Here is a 14,696-nt window from a genome sequence, read left to right on the forward strand (position 1 = left end):
CAGCCGAACCGGGGACCGGCGCAGGGCCGCGCCCGGCATACCAGAACGCGTAGCCGAGCCACCCGAAGGCGAGAACTCCGACCAGAGACAGGACATCGAGCATGTTTCAGGACCCGCGTTGACCATCACGAACTTGGCCTGCCGGTGCTAAGATTCCGCCGTTGGCTTGTGTCGCATTTTACGGATCTGCGTTTTCGGCAGAGGAGACGCCAATCGCGTGTGACCGTTCGAAGCGGTCGCCCACCTGAACTCCGGCCTCTGCCAGGCGTCCATCGGAACAGGCCTCCGCAACCTGCGGCGGGGGCGTCAGTACCGGTTCTGCTTGGTGATATCGCGAATCGCGGTCAAGCCGGCGAGCGCCTTCGACGATCCGCTGGCCCGGTGGAGCGCCGTGAAAACCCTGCTGGCCTCGTCGTAGCGGCCGAGATGAAAATAGGACCAGCCGCGCATCAGCATCAGATCGGTGGTTTCGGGAGCAAGGCGCGCACGTTCCGACAGGGTCACCAGCGCGCCGTCGAAGTCCTTAGCATCATACTGGGCATAGAACCTCTCGGAGAGCAGCAGGGTCGAGAGCTCGCGGCGGCGCGCCGGCGCAACGTCGGCGCTTGCCGCCGCGACGCCGGCCTCCGCCGTCAGACCCTGTTGCAGCTTTGCGTAGGTCATGCCGGCCGCTGCGTCGGCCGCGATCTGAGCATTGCCGCTGCGCATGGCAGCCGCGAAGGCCTCGGCAGCCGCAGCGGGGCGCTTCAGGTTCAGCAGGTTCCAGCCCCGCTGTAGGGCTGCTGCGCCGGTCGTGCCATTGCCGCCGCCGGGGCGGGCTTGGGCACTGCGGCGAGGCAGCAGGGGATCGGCCCGAACATCGTCCTCGGAAAGCGGCCTGGCCGCTTCAGTGCGTATGACACGACGCGGCGCCGGGTCGACGAATGTTCGGCCGGGCGGGATCGGCATGGCCTCGTTTGCCAAGCCTGATCTCGCAAGGTCTGACCTCGCCAAATCCGATCTTGCGGCGCCCTGCCCCGCCTGGTCCTGGCGAGGCAGCTCCGGTCCACGCGCATCGCGATTGCGTCGTGGATCGAGCAGGGTCGCGATCCGCTCGGAGCGGCTGCCCCATTCCGCCATGATCGCCCGCAAGCCAGCCAGGTCGCGCAGGCGCTGGCGGGCGAGTGCGAGCCCGTAGGCCGCCGGCTCATAGCCCCTGTCCCAGTCGCGAGCCGTTTCGAACCAGGTTGCAGCCGGAGTGATCTGGCCGGAATTGTAGGCATACCAGCCGAGAGCCGCCGCACCCGGGACGTAACGGTCGGTGCCGACGGTCTTCGCGATCCGCTCGAGGATCGCACGGTCGAGTCTAGGCGGCGGCTCCTGCGTGATCAGGCTCGTCGCGACATCGAGATAGGCCTTGCGGTTGGCCGCGCCGGCTTCGAGCCATTGCGCGCCCAGCGCTTCGGCCTCCTGGTATTTGCGGTTGGCTCCGAGCGCGAGAACCGCCCCTTCCGCCGCCTTGGCTCCACCATTGCGCGCAAGGGCGGTCTTGAACCAGCTCTCTGCCTTGACCGGATCATTGCGGCGAAACGTGTAGAAGCCGAGCAGGATGGCGTCGTCGGGCGTCGTCGCGGCATTCGCGAGGGCCTCGACGCGGCGAATGTCGTCGGGGGACACCACGAGCGTCGTATCCTCGGACGCCCGGCCGATGCGCCGCCGCGCGATCTCGTCGCGGATGCTCGTGAACTCGGATTGCCTCTCCTGCGCGAGCAATTGCTCCGTCAACGGATCCGACAGGGTGGCGAGCGCCTTCTGCATCGTCCCGATGCGTTCGGCCGGCGTATTGCAGTTGCCGAGGACATAGGCATAGGCGTCCCGGGCCCGCTCGGGCTTGCCCGTGTTCACGAACGCCTCGGCCACCCGCCAGAGCGCATCGACATTCGCGCAGGTCAGCAAGGCCGGCGTCTCCGTGCCGAGCCGGATGACCTGTTCCCATTGTCTCGCGTTCGATGCGTTCACCAGTCGCTGCGCGGCCTCGGCGGTGTCGAGCCTCGCCAGCAGATCGTCCGGCGCGCGCCAATTCGGGTCCGTCGTGCTGCGCTGGGCGATCGCCGCCCGCACTTCGCTGATCTTGCCCTCCGCGAAGAGCCTCCACATCCGTTCCAGCTCTGCGTCGCCGGTCTGGACGGGCGACATCAGGTCAGCGGGCGGCTTCCATTCCGGATACAGCGCCCGCAGCCGGGCGAGTTCGGCCTCGAGGCGGCGCGTATCCCCCTGAGCCGCAAAATAGCGCAGTCCGCTTTCGTCGACCGCGGGCGGGCGCTGCGGCTGTTGCCCCGTCTGGGCCGGCGGCGTGGCCGGAGAATTGGGCGCCTGAACGACCTCGACCCCGGCGGACGGCGCATCGGACGTCGGGGTGCCGGCCGCCATCGCCGAGCGCACCGCGACAGGCGGATCGAGCAAAGGATCGGCCTTCTGGCCATAGCGACCGATGGCGTAGAAGACGAGGCTCGAGGCCGCGATCGCCAGGACGACCTGTTTCATAGGCATTGCGGATACCTCTCCCGGAGCATCGAGAGGGACAGGAGGTGCAGGGTCGAGGGGTAATAACCGGTCGGCTGGAAGGTCTTGAGGTCGGCCGGGATCGCCGTCTTGTCCAGCACGCAGGCCATCGCCGCGGCGAGCATGCGGTAGCCGGGGTCGGGCAGCGGTTCGACGGGCTTGCCCGTCTTGACGTCGATCACCGCCGGGCCGCCGGCCCAGGCCTGGCGGAACGGTTCCATCCGCGCCTTGTCGGCCAAGCCGGCGCGCATCAGGTAGAGCGGGATGCGGATCGCATTGTAGCCGAACTGGGCCGGAAACCCATCCGCAGGTTGAGGAATACCCTTGACCGAGAGCCATTCCGGCGCGGGCATTTTTGCCTTTGCGAGCGTGTCGAGCAGTCGCAGGCCGGTCGCCTGCACATGCATCCAGCTCTGGTCGCCCGTGAGTTGCGCCATCGCCGGCAAGGCCTCGAAGACCCAGTAGGACGGGTTGACCACGGGACCGTCCGGCCGGTCCTTCTCCGTGAATCCCGCCGCGGCGGGCATCAACCAGGTCTCGCCGCCGCGCTTCAGCAGGGCGACCTTGGCCAGCGCCCGCGCGATCTGGCGCGCTGCGGTCGTATAGGCCGGCATGTTCCAGCGCGAGCCCGCGCAGGCCAGAGCCTCCGCGATCAGGAGATCGCCGTCGCTGGCGTTGTTGATGTCGGTGACGCGGGGGCTTGCCTTTGGATCCCAGCGCCAGGCGGCCAGCCCGTCATCGCGGATCAGCAATTCGGTCCGCGTAAAGCCGAGGATTCTGGCGAAGCTGGCGCGGTCGCCGGCGAGGCAGGCCAGCAGCAGGCCGTAGCCCTGGCTCTCGCTGTGGCTGATACCGCCATTGACGTCGTCGATCACCCGCCCTTCGGGCGTGACGAACTTCTGCCGGTAGAGCTCCCAGGCGCCTTCGGGCAGTGCGGCCTGGGCGCTGCAAGTGAGGGTCATCAGAGCTGCGGCCATGGTGGCGATGAGCTTGTTCACGCCCGCCTCCCCAGCCGGCCGAGCATCAGCGACGTTCCGATCCCCAGGGCGATGCAGGTTGCCAGGAGCCCCAACGCATAGGTGCCGATGTTGCTCGACATCCAGTTGGCGAGGACGAGGCGCATATTCGCCAGGCTGAAGGGCCGCGTCGCCACGAAGGAGGTGCTGTCGGCGGAGATGACGTGCGTCTCTTCGGCTCCGCGGAAGGACGTGATCTTGCCGGCCATGCTCGCCCAGTTCCCCGGCGAGACGATGCGGGCGATGCTGCTCTCCAGCGTTTCCTCGCGTCTGACGACGAAGGCCGTCCAGACCTGCTTTGTCTCGGGGTCGGCCGCCTGGGCCGCGATCAATTCGGTTCCTTCAGCGGGCTCGTACAGGGTGCCGGCGCGCGACGGAGCGCGCAGCTGGGCGAAGGACAGGTCGAAGGTTCGCTGGAGCCAGCCGTCGAACGCGACGAAATAGCGTGCCAGCGGTCCGCCGAGCGACGTCCGCCAGCGGTCGCGGATCTCGTTGGTCGACGGCGCGATGCCCCCCGAATCTTCCGGGGTCGTCTGGCGGCCCTGGAAGCGGTTCAGCACCGCATCGAACACCGCGGTGCCGTCAGCATCGGGCGTGACCACCACCGCGTCGGCACGCAGCGGCCAGGTCGAGCGCACACTGTCCGCGATGCCGACGCGCGGCAGGATTCCGCTCGGCAACTGGCCGACGGCGGAGACGATCAACGCCGGCCGGTCGCCGACGGATGCCGCGCTCGCCAGCGCATCGATCGACAGCGGGCGCGCGGCGCGCTGGGAAAGCCGCGCCAGAAGCGTCGCGGCGGCGCCGAAATTGGCAGTGTCCAGCCGCCCCATGATGAGGGCCACGCGTGGCGCCACCGAATAGGGAAAACCCGTTCCGGCCGTCGCGGCGAGGTTCGGCTTGACGCCGATCTTGGCGAAATCGGGGATGGACAGGGACGTCGTGTCGAAAAGCGCGAAGCGGTTCTTGCCAGGCAAGGTGGCGCCCGGCCCGCAACTGAGATCGCTCCTGGCGAGCGTGACCGCTTCAAGCCAGATCTCGTTGATGCCGGGCCGGAAATGCCTGAACGGCACCGTGATCGGGAACTGCTGGAACAGGCCGCCCGCGGTGGTGTTGAGCGGCACCGTCGCCGCGACATTGCCGTTGACGAAGACCTCGATGTGGCTGACGCCGGGCAGGACCTCCGCGGAATAGGCGCCGTCGAGGTAGAGCGTCGCCTCGCCATAGGCGTTGGCATAGAAGTCGCCCGGCAGCGCGACGACGGCCCTAACGCGCATGCGCCGCCCGGTCGATTCCTGCGTGGACAGACCGAGGTCGGCGAAGCGCAGGACCTGGCTGTTCGAGATGAACGGCGCCTCCGGCATATGCCAGCTCGCCGTGTCCATTCTCGTCCGGTTCATGTTGGTCGGCCTGGAGACAGGCTCGGTCAGCGCCTTCGCGACGATGCTCTCGATATCCGCCCAGCCCTGGCCGGTGACGAGCAGCGTGGCGGGACCGAGCTTCGGATTGGCGACGAAACCGACGAAGCTCGGAGCCGCAGCCTCGGGCGGAACGGCCCCCAACACGTCGCCGAGTTCGTTCGCCGTTCCGATCACGACCGTCAGCGAACCGGGGCGCGAGCGCTCGGGCAGGCGTTCGGAGACGCGTACCACGGCCTGTCCATAACGGCCTCGCAGCGCCACGGCCTGCGCCACCGCCAGAATGGTGTTGCCGGCGATCGCCCGCGACGCGCTGGGCGCAACGATGTTGATCGTCGTCTGACCACCCTCGTCGCCTCCGACAGCCGGCAGATCGTCGATGGTCAGAGGCCGGAACTGGCGGCCATCGCCACCGCGGAAGCTCAGCTTGGTGCCGGCACCGTCGATCCGCGTCCAGAGTTCATAGGTGGAGGCCACCGTGCAGTCCGTCCGGTGGCGGTGCACCGCCTCGAACCGGATCGTGTTCTGGCCGGGGCGGAGAAGGCCCTTGCGGATCGCCACCGACAGTCGCGCCAGGCGGTCGGAGGAAGCGATCGGCTGCTCGATTACACGCTCGCCATTGATGCGGACCGTCAATCGCGAGGCTTCCGGCATGACGACGAGCGCGTTCTGGAATGCCACATCGACATTCAGCTCGGCGGCGGCCTCGTCCTGGGTCAGGTGGAAAGCCCAGCTCCGCGCATCGCTCTCGCCTTCGAGGGTGACCCGCGCCGCCGGCAGCAACGGCTTGTAGGTGAAGGAGCCCTGCTCAGCCCTTGGCGTGCCGGGGGCCGGCTGCGGCCGCTGAGCCGGCGCCGCTGGAGGAGCCGGCTCGGCCGGAGCAGCCTTCGAACCCGGTTGCTGCTCGGGCGCGATCAGGAACGGGGCCGGACCGGAGGGCGCCGATTGCGCGCGAACACCCTGAACGGGCCCAATCCCGCACAGGATCGGAATGGCCATGGCGGCCAGGAGGGGCAGCGAAACCCGCATCATCTCGCCGCCTCCGCATTCGCGGTGGTCGAGCGCTTCAAGCGGTAGAAGCCGAAGAAATACGACAGGCCGCGGCTCGTCTGGAACAGCGCGATGCGCAGGAAGCGCAATGTTCCATAGATCACGCCCATGTTCTGGCGCCGTGCGTTCTGGAAAAGCGTCCAGCGCTCGGCGTCGGAAAAGGCGAGATCGGCGATCATGCGGCTGTGCAGAGGTTCGCTCGGCAAGTAGCGGCAGCCCAGCAGCGTCCCCTTCTCGTCGGGCGTGAGACGCATGACGCGGACCCCCATCGTGCCACGCGGCATGTCGATCGCCGTCTCGAAGGAGATCTGCGCCTCGCTGCCGACCGGTAAGTCACTCAAGGTCGGCGACATGACGCGCAGGGCGACACCGTCGACGGAGGCATTCTCCGTCATGATCGGCGCGGTCTGTCCGTTGACGGTGATCTCGCCGCGCCGCCTGACCGCGAAGCGTCGGGCCGCGCGTCCCTCCGGACGCTCCGACACGACGCCGAGCGCACAGCCGGCCATCAGGAGGTTGAGGAAGTTCCAGAGACCGACCACCAGCGTGGTGTCGGAATTGTAGGGCTCGGCGATGGTGCGCCAATAGGTGGCGACGACGCCCAGCGCCAGGACCGCGAAGATGATGAAGAAGGGCTTGCCCAGTTCCGAGACGTGTCGCGTCGCCAGCGACTCGTTCTTCGCCGTGACCTTGAAGGTCGGCTTGCTCGGGTTGAGCATGACGGAGACGACGGCCGGCAGCAGATAGACGGACTGGATGAATTCGTAGAGTTCCGAGATCCATGGCCAACGGTAGCGGCCATAGAGATAATTCTGCATCATCAGGTTCACGACCATATAACTCAGAATATAGGCAAAGAACTCGCTTCCGGATGCCGTGAAGATCTGCAACCCGAAAAAGAGATAGAACAACGGCGAAATGAGAAAAATCAGACGCGCGAACGGAAAGAGCCAGAACAGCGCCGACGAGCAGTAGCAGAGCCGCTGCGGCAGCGAGAGGCCGCTTTTGAACAGCGGCCGGTGATAAATCAGGATCTGCATCATGCCCTGCGCCCAGCGGGAACGCTGGCCGATGAAGCTCGCGAAGGTCGCCGGCTGCAGCCCGGCGATCAACGGCTTGTCGACATAGACGCTGTGCCAGCCGGTCGCATGCAGCGTGATCGCCGTCTCGGCATCCTCGGTGATGCTGCGTCCCTGGAAGCCGTTCGTCGTCTCGAGCGCCGTGCGGCGGAGCACGGCTGCCGAGCCGCAGAAGAACGAGGCGTCCCACTTGTCGAGGCCGCGCTGGATGATGCCGTAGAACATCTCGTTCTCGGACGGCATGTCCTTGAAGGTCCGGAGGTTGCGCTCCAGAGGGTCCGGGTTGATGAAGAAGTGCGGCGTCTGGACCAGGAAGAGCTTCGGATCGAGCCCGAAATAGCCCACCGTTTCGGAGAGGAACGAACGGGCGGGCGCATGATCGGCATCGAAGACGACGATCAGTTCGCCCCGGGAATGCGCGATTCCGTTGTTGAGATTGCCCGCCTTGGCGCTGAGGTTGCGTTCACGCGTCAGGTAGGTGACGCCTAGCCCCGCGCAGAGGGCCTGAAGCGTCGCCCGGCGTTCCCTTGCGGCACTGGCCGCGACGAAGTTGTCCGAGTTGCATTTTTCGTCGGTACCACCGTCGTCGAGCAGATAGACCTTCAACTTGTCCGCCGGATATTCCATTGCCAGCGCCGCCGACAGCGTCGTGGCGAGAAGCTCGGGATCCTCGTTGTAGCTCGGCACGAAGACGTCGACGGTCGGCGCCGTCTGCGGATCGATCGGCGGCGTCTTGCGTCGCGGCAGGGGCGTCGCCACGACGAACAGGCTGAGGAACAGCATGCCGATGTTGTAGAGTTCGGCTAGATAGAGGGCCATCGCGGGGATGAAGTCCTCGATCTGGTTCACCGGCGGCAGCGTGCTCGTCGTGCGCCAATAGATGTAGCGCAGCACGATCGCGGTCCCGAGCCCCAATGCGATCAGCCGCCACACGCCATCAGGCCGCAGGAACTTCAGCACGATCATGGCGCTGACCACGATCGCACCGGCGATCAGATGCGCCTGCAAGCTGATCGGCAGGGTGATCATCAGGACGACCACGGCTGCGATCAGGGCCCAGATGATGACATAGCTTGCTGTTCGCATCGGACTTCAGGCCAAAATGACTAGCGCGAGGGGGCAGGAGGCGGCGGGACGGTCGGGTATCCTTCCAAGGGACGATCCGGCAGTGGCTCCAGGGTTTCGACGGGCGGGGGTTGCGGCCGGCTCACGCGCGCGGCCCGCGGACGCACGACCCTCCTCTGCCCCTCGGCCGCATCGGGCCAGGTGGCTTGCGCCGTGGGGTAGATCGGCACGCCGGCCTCGCCGAGGCCGGGCTGAGGCTGCGGCGCATCGCCGATCGGGTTCCAGCCCGGCCGCCTGAGCGAGGCGTTGATCGAATAGCCATAGGCCAGCCGCAGCAGCGCCGTCTCAGACGCGCCCGGCTCGCAGACGCGGAGCCGGATGGAAACGAGACCCGATTGGGGCCGGAAGAAGCTGTCGCCGCTCGCGATCTGCTGCCAGGCGTACAGGCAGCCATCCCCCGTGGCGCTGCGGCCAAAGGCGTACCCGAACGGGCCATAGCGGTTCTGCACGTAGATGGCGCCCGGCGTCATGGCGACGCCCGGCAGGCGCTCCTCCATCTCGCGAGCGATGGCGAAATCCTCGATGCTCGGGCTCGACAGGAGCCTGCCCTCGACCGCGGTGTCATCCGGAACATCCGCCCCCGTCAGGAAGGCGACATCGATCGCGTTCTCGCCCGACGCGCGGCCGCGCGTGGCGAGAGCGATGGTCTGGGCGATAGCATTGTCGTAGTTGCGCTGCGTGACGCTCACGATCGGCGGGCCGCCGACCGGCAGCATCACAAGGGAACGGCTCGGGCTGACCGCAACGGCGCGCGTCGCGAACGACAAGTCGGCATCTGTCAGCCTCTGCCCGCCGCACCCGGAAAGCACGATACCCAGCAGAGCGGCCGTCGTGAGCAGCACGGGCCGCCACCCTATCGCAGAGCGAGCGGGCGTAAGAGCTGGGGCACCAAATGAAGTCATCCGCATGAGGGCCAGCGGCATTGGAGCGTCGTCATGCATTGACCCTTGATTAACAAAGGTTAACGCGGTCCTACCGCGCAATCCCTCAATGAGTTTCGGACCCCCCGACCGAATCAATGATGTCAGTACAGACTATTCGCGCGCCCTCTCCAACCCTCCATTGAACACATGGGGCCAATACCTGAGCGGGACGCGACAACAGTCCGAGGCGAAGCTGACCGCACAGCGACTGCGTCTGTCACAACGCCGGCTCATCGATAAAATGACGGCGGGCCAGCCGGGTGACGAGGCGGAACAAGCGCTACGTCACCCTGCGGCTCGCGGTCCCGGCATGGCCGCCCCCCGGATCTGCCACCCTGCCGAACAGCCGTTATCGGCTCGTGGCGCGCAGCTCCGCCGGCGCGAATGTCGCGAGTTCTTGGAGCAGCAGCGGCCAGCTGCGCAACCCGAGCGCGATCGAGTCGAGGTGGAAGAACTCGTTGGGCGCGTGGACGTCCTCGTCCGGCAGATTGAGTCCGAACATCAGCGTGTCGATGCCGAGCAGCTCCTTGAAGATGGCGGTGATCGGAACCGTCGCACCGAGGCGGACATGCACCGGGTCGCGCTGCCAGACCTGCCGCAGCACGCGCGTCGCGGCCTGGACCAGCGGATGATCGCCCGCGAGCGTCGAGGCCGGCGAGCCCTCCCCCACCCCCGTGAAAGCGATGCGCACGCCAGGCCGAGCGACGGAACGGATATGATCCTGCAAGGCTGCGATCGCCTGCGCGGGATCCTGCCCGGGCGCCAGCCTGATGGTGATCTTGGCGCGCGCCTCGTCGGGGATGACGGTCTTGCTGCCGGCCCCCGTATAGCCGCCCCACATGCCGTTGACGTCGATCGCCGGCCGCAGGGTCAGACGCTCGCGCAGGCTGTAGCCGTGCTCCCCCGCCGCAATGCCCCCGATATCGGCGACAAATCCAGCCTCGTCGAAAGGGAGTGCCGCTGCATCGTTGCGGGCCTGCGGGCTCGGGGGCGGCAGCGCCGCCATCAGGGCGGGGACGGCGATCGCCCCGTTCTCGTCATGCAGCGAGGCGATGATCGCCGCGAGTTCGTGAAGGGCATTGCGCACCGCGCCGCCATAGCGGCCGGAGTGCAGCTCCTTGTCGGCGCTGCGCACGACGAGTTCGAGCTTGGCAAGGCCGCGCGCGCCGACATTGATGGTCGGGACTGTCGCGCTCTGGCGCCCGCCATCGGCCGAGATCATCGCATCCGCCTGCAGCAGCGGGCCGTAGCGTCGCACGATCTCGCGCAGGCTGGGACTACCTGTTTCCTCCTCACCCTCGAGGAAGAGCTTGATGTTGACCGGGCAGCCGCCATGCACTGCCAGGAAGCCCGCCACGGTCTCGATCGCGATCGTGGTCGAGCCCTTGACGTCGGAGGCGCCGCGGGCATGCAGGTTTCCGCCCTGGATCGTCGGCTCGAAGGGTGGCGTCCGCCACAGCGCAAGCGGATCGGGCGGCTGCACGTCGTAATGGCCGTAGACGATGATGGTCGGAGCGCCCGGCGCCCCGAGCCAGGCACCGTAGACCGCCGGGTGACCGCCGCCATCGAGGAGCTGCACATCCGACAGCCCGATCCCGGTCAGCCAGTCGAGCAGGAAGCTGCGCGTCGTGGCCATGCCTTCGGCATAGGCGGGATCGGTGCTGACGCTGGGCAGCCTGAGGAAGGCGGTGAGCCTTTCGAGCACGGCGTCATGGCGCTTCAGAAGGTGGTCGACGACCGGCTCGGCATTCATCTGGGTGTCCTTGACGTTGATAGAGGCAGCACCATGCGCCGGCGTTGATGGCGTCTATTCCGGCTGGATGCCGGCTGCCTTGACGATCTCGGCCCATTTGGCGATCTCGACCCCGACGAAGGCCTTGAGTTCGTCGGGCGTGCTGGTCTCGGGCTCGACGCCGGCCGCCAGCAGGCGCTCCTTCGTCGCCGGATCGTTGACGGCGGCGATCAAGGCTTGGTTCAGTTTCTCGACCGTGGAGCGCGGCGTCTTGGCCGGGACGAAAGCCGCGAACCAGGCGGCCAGGTCGTAACCTTTGACGCCGCCCTCGGCCATGGTCGGCAAGTCGGGCGCGAGAACGCTGCGCCTGGCCGTCGAGACGGCCAGGCCATTGACCTTGCCGGCCTTGATCTGCGGCAGCGTGGTCGAGATGTCGGCGAAGACGAAGTTGATCTGCCCGCCCAGAAGATCGGTGATCGCCTGCGGATTGCTGCGATAGGGCACATAGGTGATGTCGAGGCCGGCCAGCGACTTCAGCATCTCGCCGGCGATGCGCGAGGAACTGGAGCCGGCGCCGAAGGTCAGTTTGCCCGGATTTGCCTTGGCATAAGCGACGAACTCCTGGACCGATTTGGCCGGAACGGCGGGGTGGGTCGCCAGCGCCAGCGTGATCGTACCCAACTTGCCGACCGCCTCGAAGCTGTTGACGGCGTCGTAGGGCACGGTCTTGAGCAGGCTCTGATTGGCGCCATGGGTGGTGTTCGTGGTGATCAGCACCGTGTGCCCGTCAGGCTCGGCACGGGCTACGTTCTGCGCGGCGATGACGCCGCTCGCCCCGGCCAGGTTCTCGATGACGACGGGCTTGCCGAGGTTCTTCGAAACATGCTCACCGAGGATGCGGGCGACCGCATCCGTCGCGCTGCCGGCCGCAAAGGGCACGACGAACTTGAAGGATTTCGACGGGAATTCCTGGGCATTGCCGGCGCCGGCGAGGCCGATGGCCAATGCGCCGGCAATGAACATGCGCGCGATCTTCATGGGTGTCCTCCGCTCTCATTCATGGTTTCGGTACGGCGTCTTGCTGGCCGTTTGGTCGGGCTCAGTCGTCGGGAATCTCGATGTCCAGCAGGGCGGAACTCAGGGATTTGCCGTGAGTGTCGAGCGCCAGGGAACGCGTCACGCCGCCACCGAGCGCCCGCTGCAGCACGAAGTTGAGCGCGCCCAGCGACGGGATCTCGTAGCGGCTGACGCTGCCGCGCAGGATGCCGGCGAAATGCGTCGCCACCCGCTCCGGCGTGACGTGCCGCACGAGGCGCGGATAGTCCGCCTCGTCATAGGCGATCAGCGAGATGCTCGACGTGTCGCCCTTGTCGCCGGTGCGGGCATGAGCGATGGCGCGCAGCTTCATCTCAGCTCTCCAGCACCTGGACAGAAGCCCGGACGTGCTCGCGCGGCAGCAGCGTAGAGAGCACGCCGAGAACCTCGCGGACCTGCCTGGTGACGCCGCCTCCGCCGGCGGGTCCGTTGGTGTAGAGCGTCTCCACCTCGTTGCCGATGCGCGCCGCCTCGCCCGCCGTTGTGGTGCGCCCGGCCACGCGCAGCCGGACCTCGTAGGGTTCGACTCGCCCACCGGCCGCCGGCAGCCCGCGGCCGTGGAGCGCATCGACGCCGATCAGATCGAAGCGCAGCTCGTGCGCGACCAGCCCGATCAACCCCAGCCGCTCGCGCACGATCTCGGCCGCCAGTTCAGCCCGGTCGCGCGCACCGCTGCCCGCATAGGAGATCTGGCCTTCGCCGACGAAGCCTTCGGCAATGCCGAGCGAGACTTTCAGCGCCTCGGGCCGGGCGCGGCCGCTTCCCCCGGTGATGCGGACTCGATCAGGTCCGACCTGCTCGACCTGCGCCCGCGAGAAGTCCGCAACGACATCGGGCGTGAAGTAGCGCTCCGGATCGTGAATCTCGTAGAGGATCTGCTCCTTGCAGGTGGCGGACGTCACGCAGCCCCCGGTGTTCTCGACTTTGGTGATGATGGCCGAGCCGTCCTCGCTGACCTCGGCAAGGGGAAAACCAAGCCGCGCCAGGCCTGGCACCGTCTTGAAACCGGGATCGGCGAAGTAGCCGCCGGTGACCTGCCCGGCGCATTCGAGCACATGGCCGATCAACGTCGCCTGGCCGAGCCTCGGCCAATCCTCGAATGACCAGCCGAATTCATGCATCAGCGGCCCGAGGAAGAGCGAGGGGTCGGCGGCACGACCGGTGATCACGACATCGGCGCCGGCGGCGAGTGCCTGCACGATCGGCTCAGCCCCGAGATAGGCATTGGCGGATACAAGGCTCTCCCCCAGCGTGGCAACCGGCCGCCCGTCCTCCAGGATCCGGCATTCGCCATCGCTCACCGCCTCGGCAACGTCGTCGCCCGTCACGGCCGCGACCTTCAGGCCGAACAGGCCGAGCTCACGCGCTGTCACGCAGACAAGCTCGGCCGCAGCAAGCGGGTTGGCTGCCCCCATATTCGTGATGATGACGGTGCCAGCACGGTGGCAGGCCGGGAGCACCGCGCGCATGCGCGCTACCAGCAGCGGATCGTAGCCGAGACGATCATCGCGCTGCCGCGCTTGCTGCGCCAGCGCGATGGTCCGCTCAGCCAGGCATTCGAAGACGAGGTAGTCGAGCTGGCCATGCTCGGCGAGCTCGACCGCGGGCTCGATCCTGTCGCCCGAATAGCCGGCGCCGGCGCCTATCCTGACCTGTCGCATGTATCCTCCCGGGTGCGAGAGAATGCCGCCGCCAATTCATAAGACAATTGAAATTATTGGATTTCAGCAATAGGAAATTTATATGAATTTCGATGTCCGTCAGCTCCGGGCGTTCATCGCGGTGGCGGAGCATGGCAGCTTCACCCGTGCCGCAATGGTGCTCAATCTCTCTCAGCCGGCCTTGACGGTTCAGGTCCGGGCTTTGGAGGAGGCGCTCGGGCTGCGGCTCTTCGACCGGAACACGCGCAATGTCGCGCTGACGCGCCTCGGTCGCGAGCTTCTCCCGGAACTGCGGCGCATCCTGCGCGAACTCGAAGCGCTGCTCGACCAGACGCGGCAGCTCGCGCGCATGGCCGGAGGGATGGTTCGCATCGCTGTCCTGCCGTCCTTCGCCTCGAGCCTGTTGCCAGACGTGATCGCCGGGTTCCGGACGCTCCATCCCGAGATCGGCTTCACTCTCCGCGACGTGATCGCTAGTGGCGTGGCGGAGCTGACGCTTGCCGAGGAGGTCGATCTCGGCATCACCGGCGGGCCGATCGAAGATGCGGCGCTGGAGCTTCTTATGAGCAGCGTCGACCGGATGCATGCCGTCTTCCCGGCCGGGCACGCGCTGGATGACGGCACCTCGCCCTCCCTTGCGGCGGTGCTACGCCACCCGCTCGTCCTGATGTCGCGCACGACCAGCGTCCGGGCCGTCGTCGATGCCGCGATCGCGGCCGAGGGGCTGTCAGCCGAGGTCGCCGCCGAGGCGACCTACATGTCCACGGCCGTCGGCATGGTCCGTGCCGGGATGGGCATCGCGATCCTGCCCGAGACCGCCATGGAGATCGGGGCGCTGCCGATGCTGCATTCCGTGCTGATCGACGATCCGCGGCTGGCGCGAAGCATCTCTGTGATCAAGCGAAGGGGCCGGACGTTGCCACCAGCAAGCTCAGCCTTCCTGGACCATCTTGGCGTCGCATTCGACGCGCTGGAACGAGGCGCGAGTTGAAGCACGATGCCGCTATGGCGTGCCGGGCGCTGCCGACGGACTGCCGGCCGCATGAGGTCATGGCC

The 14,696-nt window shown here is 67.2% G+C and carries 10 protein-coding genes; 1 reads left to right on the forward strand and 9 read right to left on the reverse strand.

What is annotated here, in order from left to right; translation table 11 throughout:
• Nucleotides 1–306 precede the first annotated feature (306 nt).
• The 9 genes from VGN82_RS21370 to VGN82_RS21410 all read right to left on the reverse strand — a co-directional run bounded on the left by VGN82_RS21370 (nucleotide 307) and on the right by VGN82_RS21410 (nucleotide 13,640).
• Nucleotides 307–2,529: a hypothetical protein gene (locus VGN82_RS21370; RefSeq protein ID WP_327529058.1), complete on the reverse strand. Its 2,223-nt coding sequence runs from the start codon at nucleotides 2,527–2,529 to the stop codon at nucleotides 307–309.
• Nucleotides 2,520–3,539 carry a glycosyl hydrolase family 8 gene (locus tag VGN82_RS21375; RefSeq protein WP_327529059.1) on the reverse strand — a complete coding sequence of 340 codons (1,020 nt, stop codon included), beginning with the start codon at nucleotides 3,537–3,539 and terminating at the stop codon, nucleotides 2,520–2,522. Before VGN82_RS21375 ends, VGN82_RS21370 begins: the two co-directional genes overlap by 10 nt.
• Nucleotides 3,536–6,007 (reverse strand): cellulose biosynthesis cyclic di-GMP-binding regulatory protein BcsB, encoded by a 2,472-nt coding sequence (locus VGN82_RS21380; protein ID WP_327529060.1) that lies wholly within the window; start codon nucleotides 6,005–6,007, stop codon nucleotides 3,536–3,538. The genes VGN82_RS21375 and VGN82_RS21380 overlap by 4 nt, the downstream gene beginning before the upstream one ends.
• Entirely contained in the window at nucleotides 6,004–8,190 is a 2,187-nt protein-coding gene (gene bcsA, locus VGN82_RS21385; RefSeq protein ID WP_327529061.1) for a UDP-forming cellulose synthase catalytic subunit, read from the reverse strand. The genes VGN82_RS21380 and bcsA overlap by 4 nt, the downstream gene beginning before the upstream one ends.
• Nucleotides 8,191–8,210: 20 nt before the next feature.
• Complete coding sequence (bcsN, locus tag VGN82_RS21390; protein WP_327529062.1) at nucleotides 8,211–9,071, reverse strand: cellulose biosynthesis protein BcsN; 861 nt, start codon at nucleotides 9,069–9,071, stop codon at nucleotides 8,211–8,213.
• A 430-nt stretch (nucleotides 9,072–9,501) separates the two neighbouring features.
• Complete coding sequence (locus VGN82_RS21395; protein ID WP_327529063.1) at nucleotides 9,502–10,905, reverse strand: M20/M25/M40 family metallo-hydrolase; 1,404 nt, start codon at nucleotides 10,903–10,905, stop codon at nucleotides 9,502–9,504.
• Between the two features lie 54 nt (nucleotides 10,906–10,959).
• Nucleotides 10,960–11,922, reverse strand: coding sequence for a Bug family tripartite tricarboxylate transporter substrate binding protein (locus tag VGN82_RS21400; RefSeq protein ID WP_327529064.1), 963 nt, complete (start codon nucleotides 11,920–11,922; stop codon nucleotides 10,960–10,962).
• Nucleotides 11,923–11,983: 61 nt separating this feature from the next.
• On the reverse strand, nucleotides 11,984–12,292 hold the full coding sequence (locus tag VGN82_RS21405) for an AtuA-related protein (protein ID WP_327529065.1): 309 nt from the start codon (nucleotides 12,290–12,292) through the stop codon (nucleotides 11,984–11,986).
• Between the two features lies 1 nt (nucleotide 12,293).
• A complete protein-coding gene (locus VGN82_RS21410; RefSeq protein WP_327529066.1) occupies nucleotides 12,294–13,640 on the reverse strand; it encodes an acyclic terpene utilization AtuA family protein in 1,347 nt (448 codons plus the stop codon).
• A gap of 82 nt (nucleotides 13,641–13,722) precedes the next feature.
• Here VGN82_RS21410 and VGN82_RS21415 point away from each other — a divergent pair, with 82 nt between their 5' ends.
• Nucleotides 13,723–14,631 (forward strand): LysR family transcriptional regulator, encoded by a 909-nt coding sequence (locus tag VGN82_RS21415; protein ID WP_327529067.1) that lies wholly within the window; start codon nucleotides 13,723–13,725, stop codon nucleotides 14,629–14,631.
• Nucleotides 14,632–14,696: the final 65 nt, after the last annotated feature.

The sequence above is a fragment of the Allobosea sp. genome (genome assembly GCF_035999205.1).
GTDB lineage: Bacteria > Pseudomonadota > Alphaproteobacteria > Rhizobiales > Beijerinckiaceae > Allobosea.

What these genes read in the sequence shown, in the direction of transcription:
- VGN82_RS21370 (WP_327529058.1), bottom strand. Translation starts at nt 2,529, where the DNA reads ATGCCTATGAAACAGGTCGTCCTGGCGATCGCGGCCTCGAGCCTCGTC.
- VGN82_RS21380 (WP_327529060.1), bottom strand. Translation starts at nt 6,007, where the DNA reads ATGATGCGGGTTTCGCTGCCCCTCCTGGCCGCCATGGCCATTCCGATC.
- bcsA (WP_327529061.1), bottom strand. Translation starts at nt 8,190, where the DNA reads ATGCGAACAGCAAGCTATGTCATCATCTGGGCCCTGATCGCAGCCGTG.
- VGN82_RS21395 (WP_327529063.1), bottom strand. Translation starts at nt 10,905, where the DNA reads ATGAATGCCGAGCCGGTCGTCGACCACCTTCTGAAGCGCCATGACGCC.
- VGN82_RS21400 (WP_327529064.1), bottom strand. Translation starts at nt 11,922, where the DNA reads ATGAAGATCGCGCGCATGTTCATTGCCGGCGCATTGGCCATCGGCCTC.
- VGN82_RS21405 (WP_327529065.1), bottom strand. Translation starts at nt 12,292, where the DNA reads ATGAAGCTGCGCGCCATCGCTCATGCCCGCACCGGCGACAAGGGCGAC.
- VGN82_RS21410 (WP_327529066.1), bottom strand. Translation starts at nt 13,640, where the DNA reads ATGCGACAGGTCAGGATAGGCGCCGGCGCCGGCTATTCGGGCGACAGG.
- VGN82_RS21415 (WP_327529067.1), top strand. Translation starts at nt 13,723, where the DNA reads ATGAATTTCGATGTCCGTCAGCTCCGGGCGTTCATCGCGGTGGCGGAG.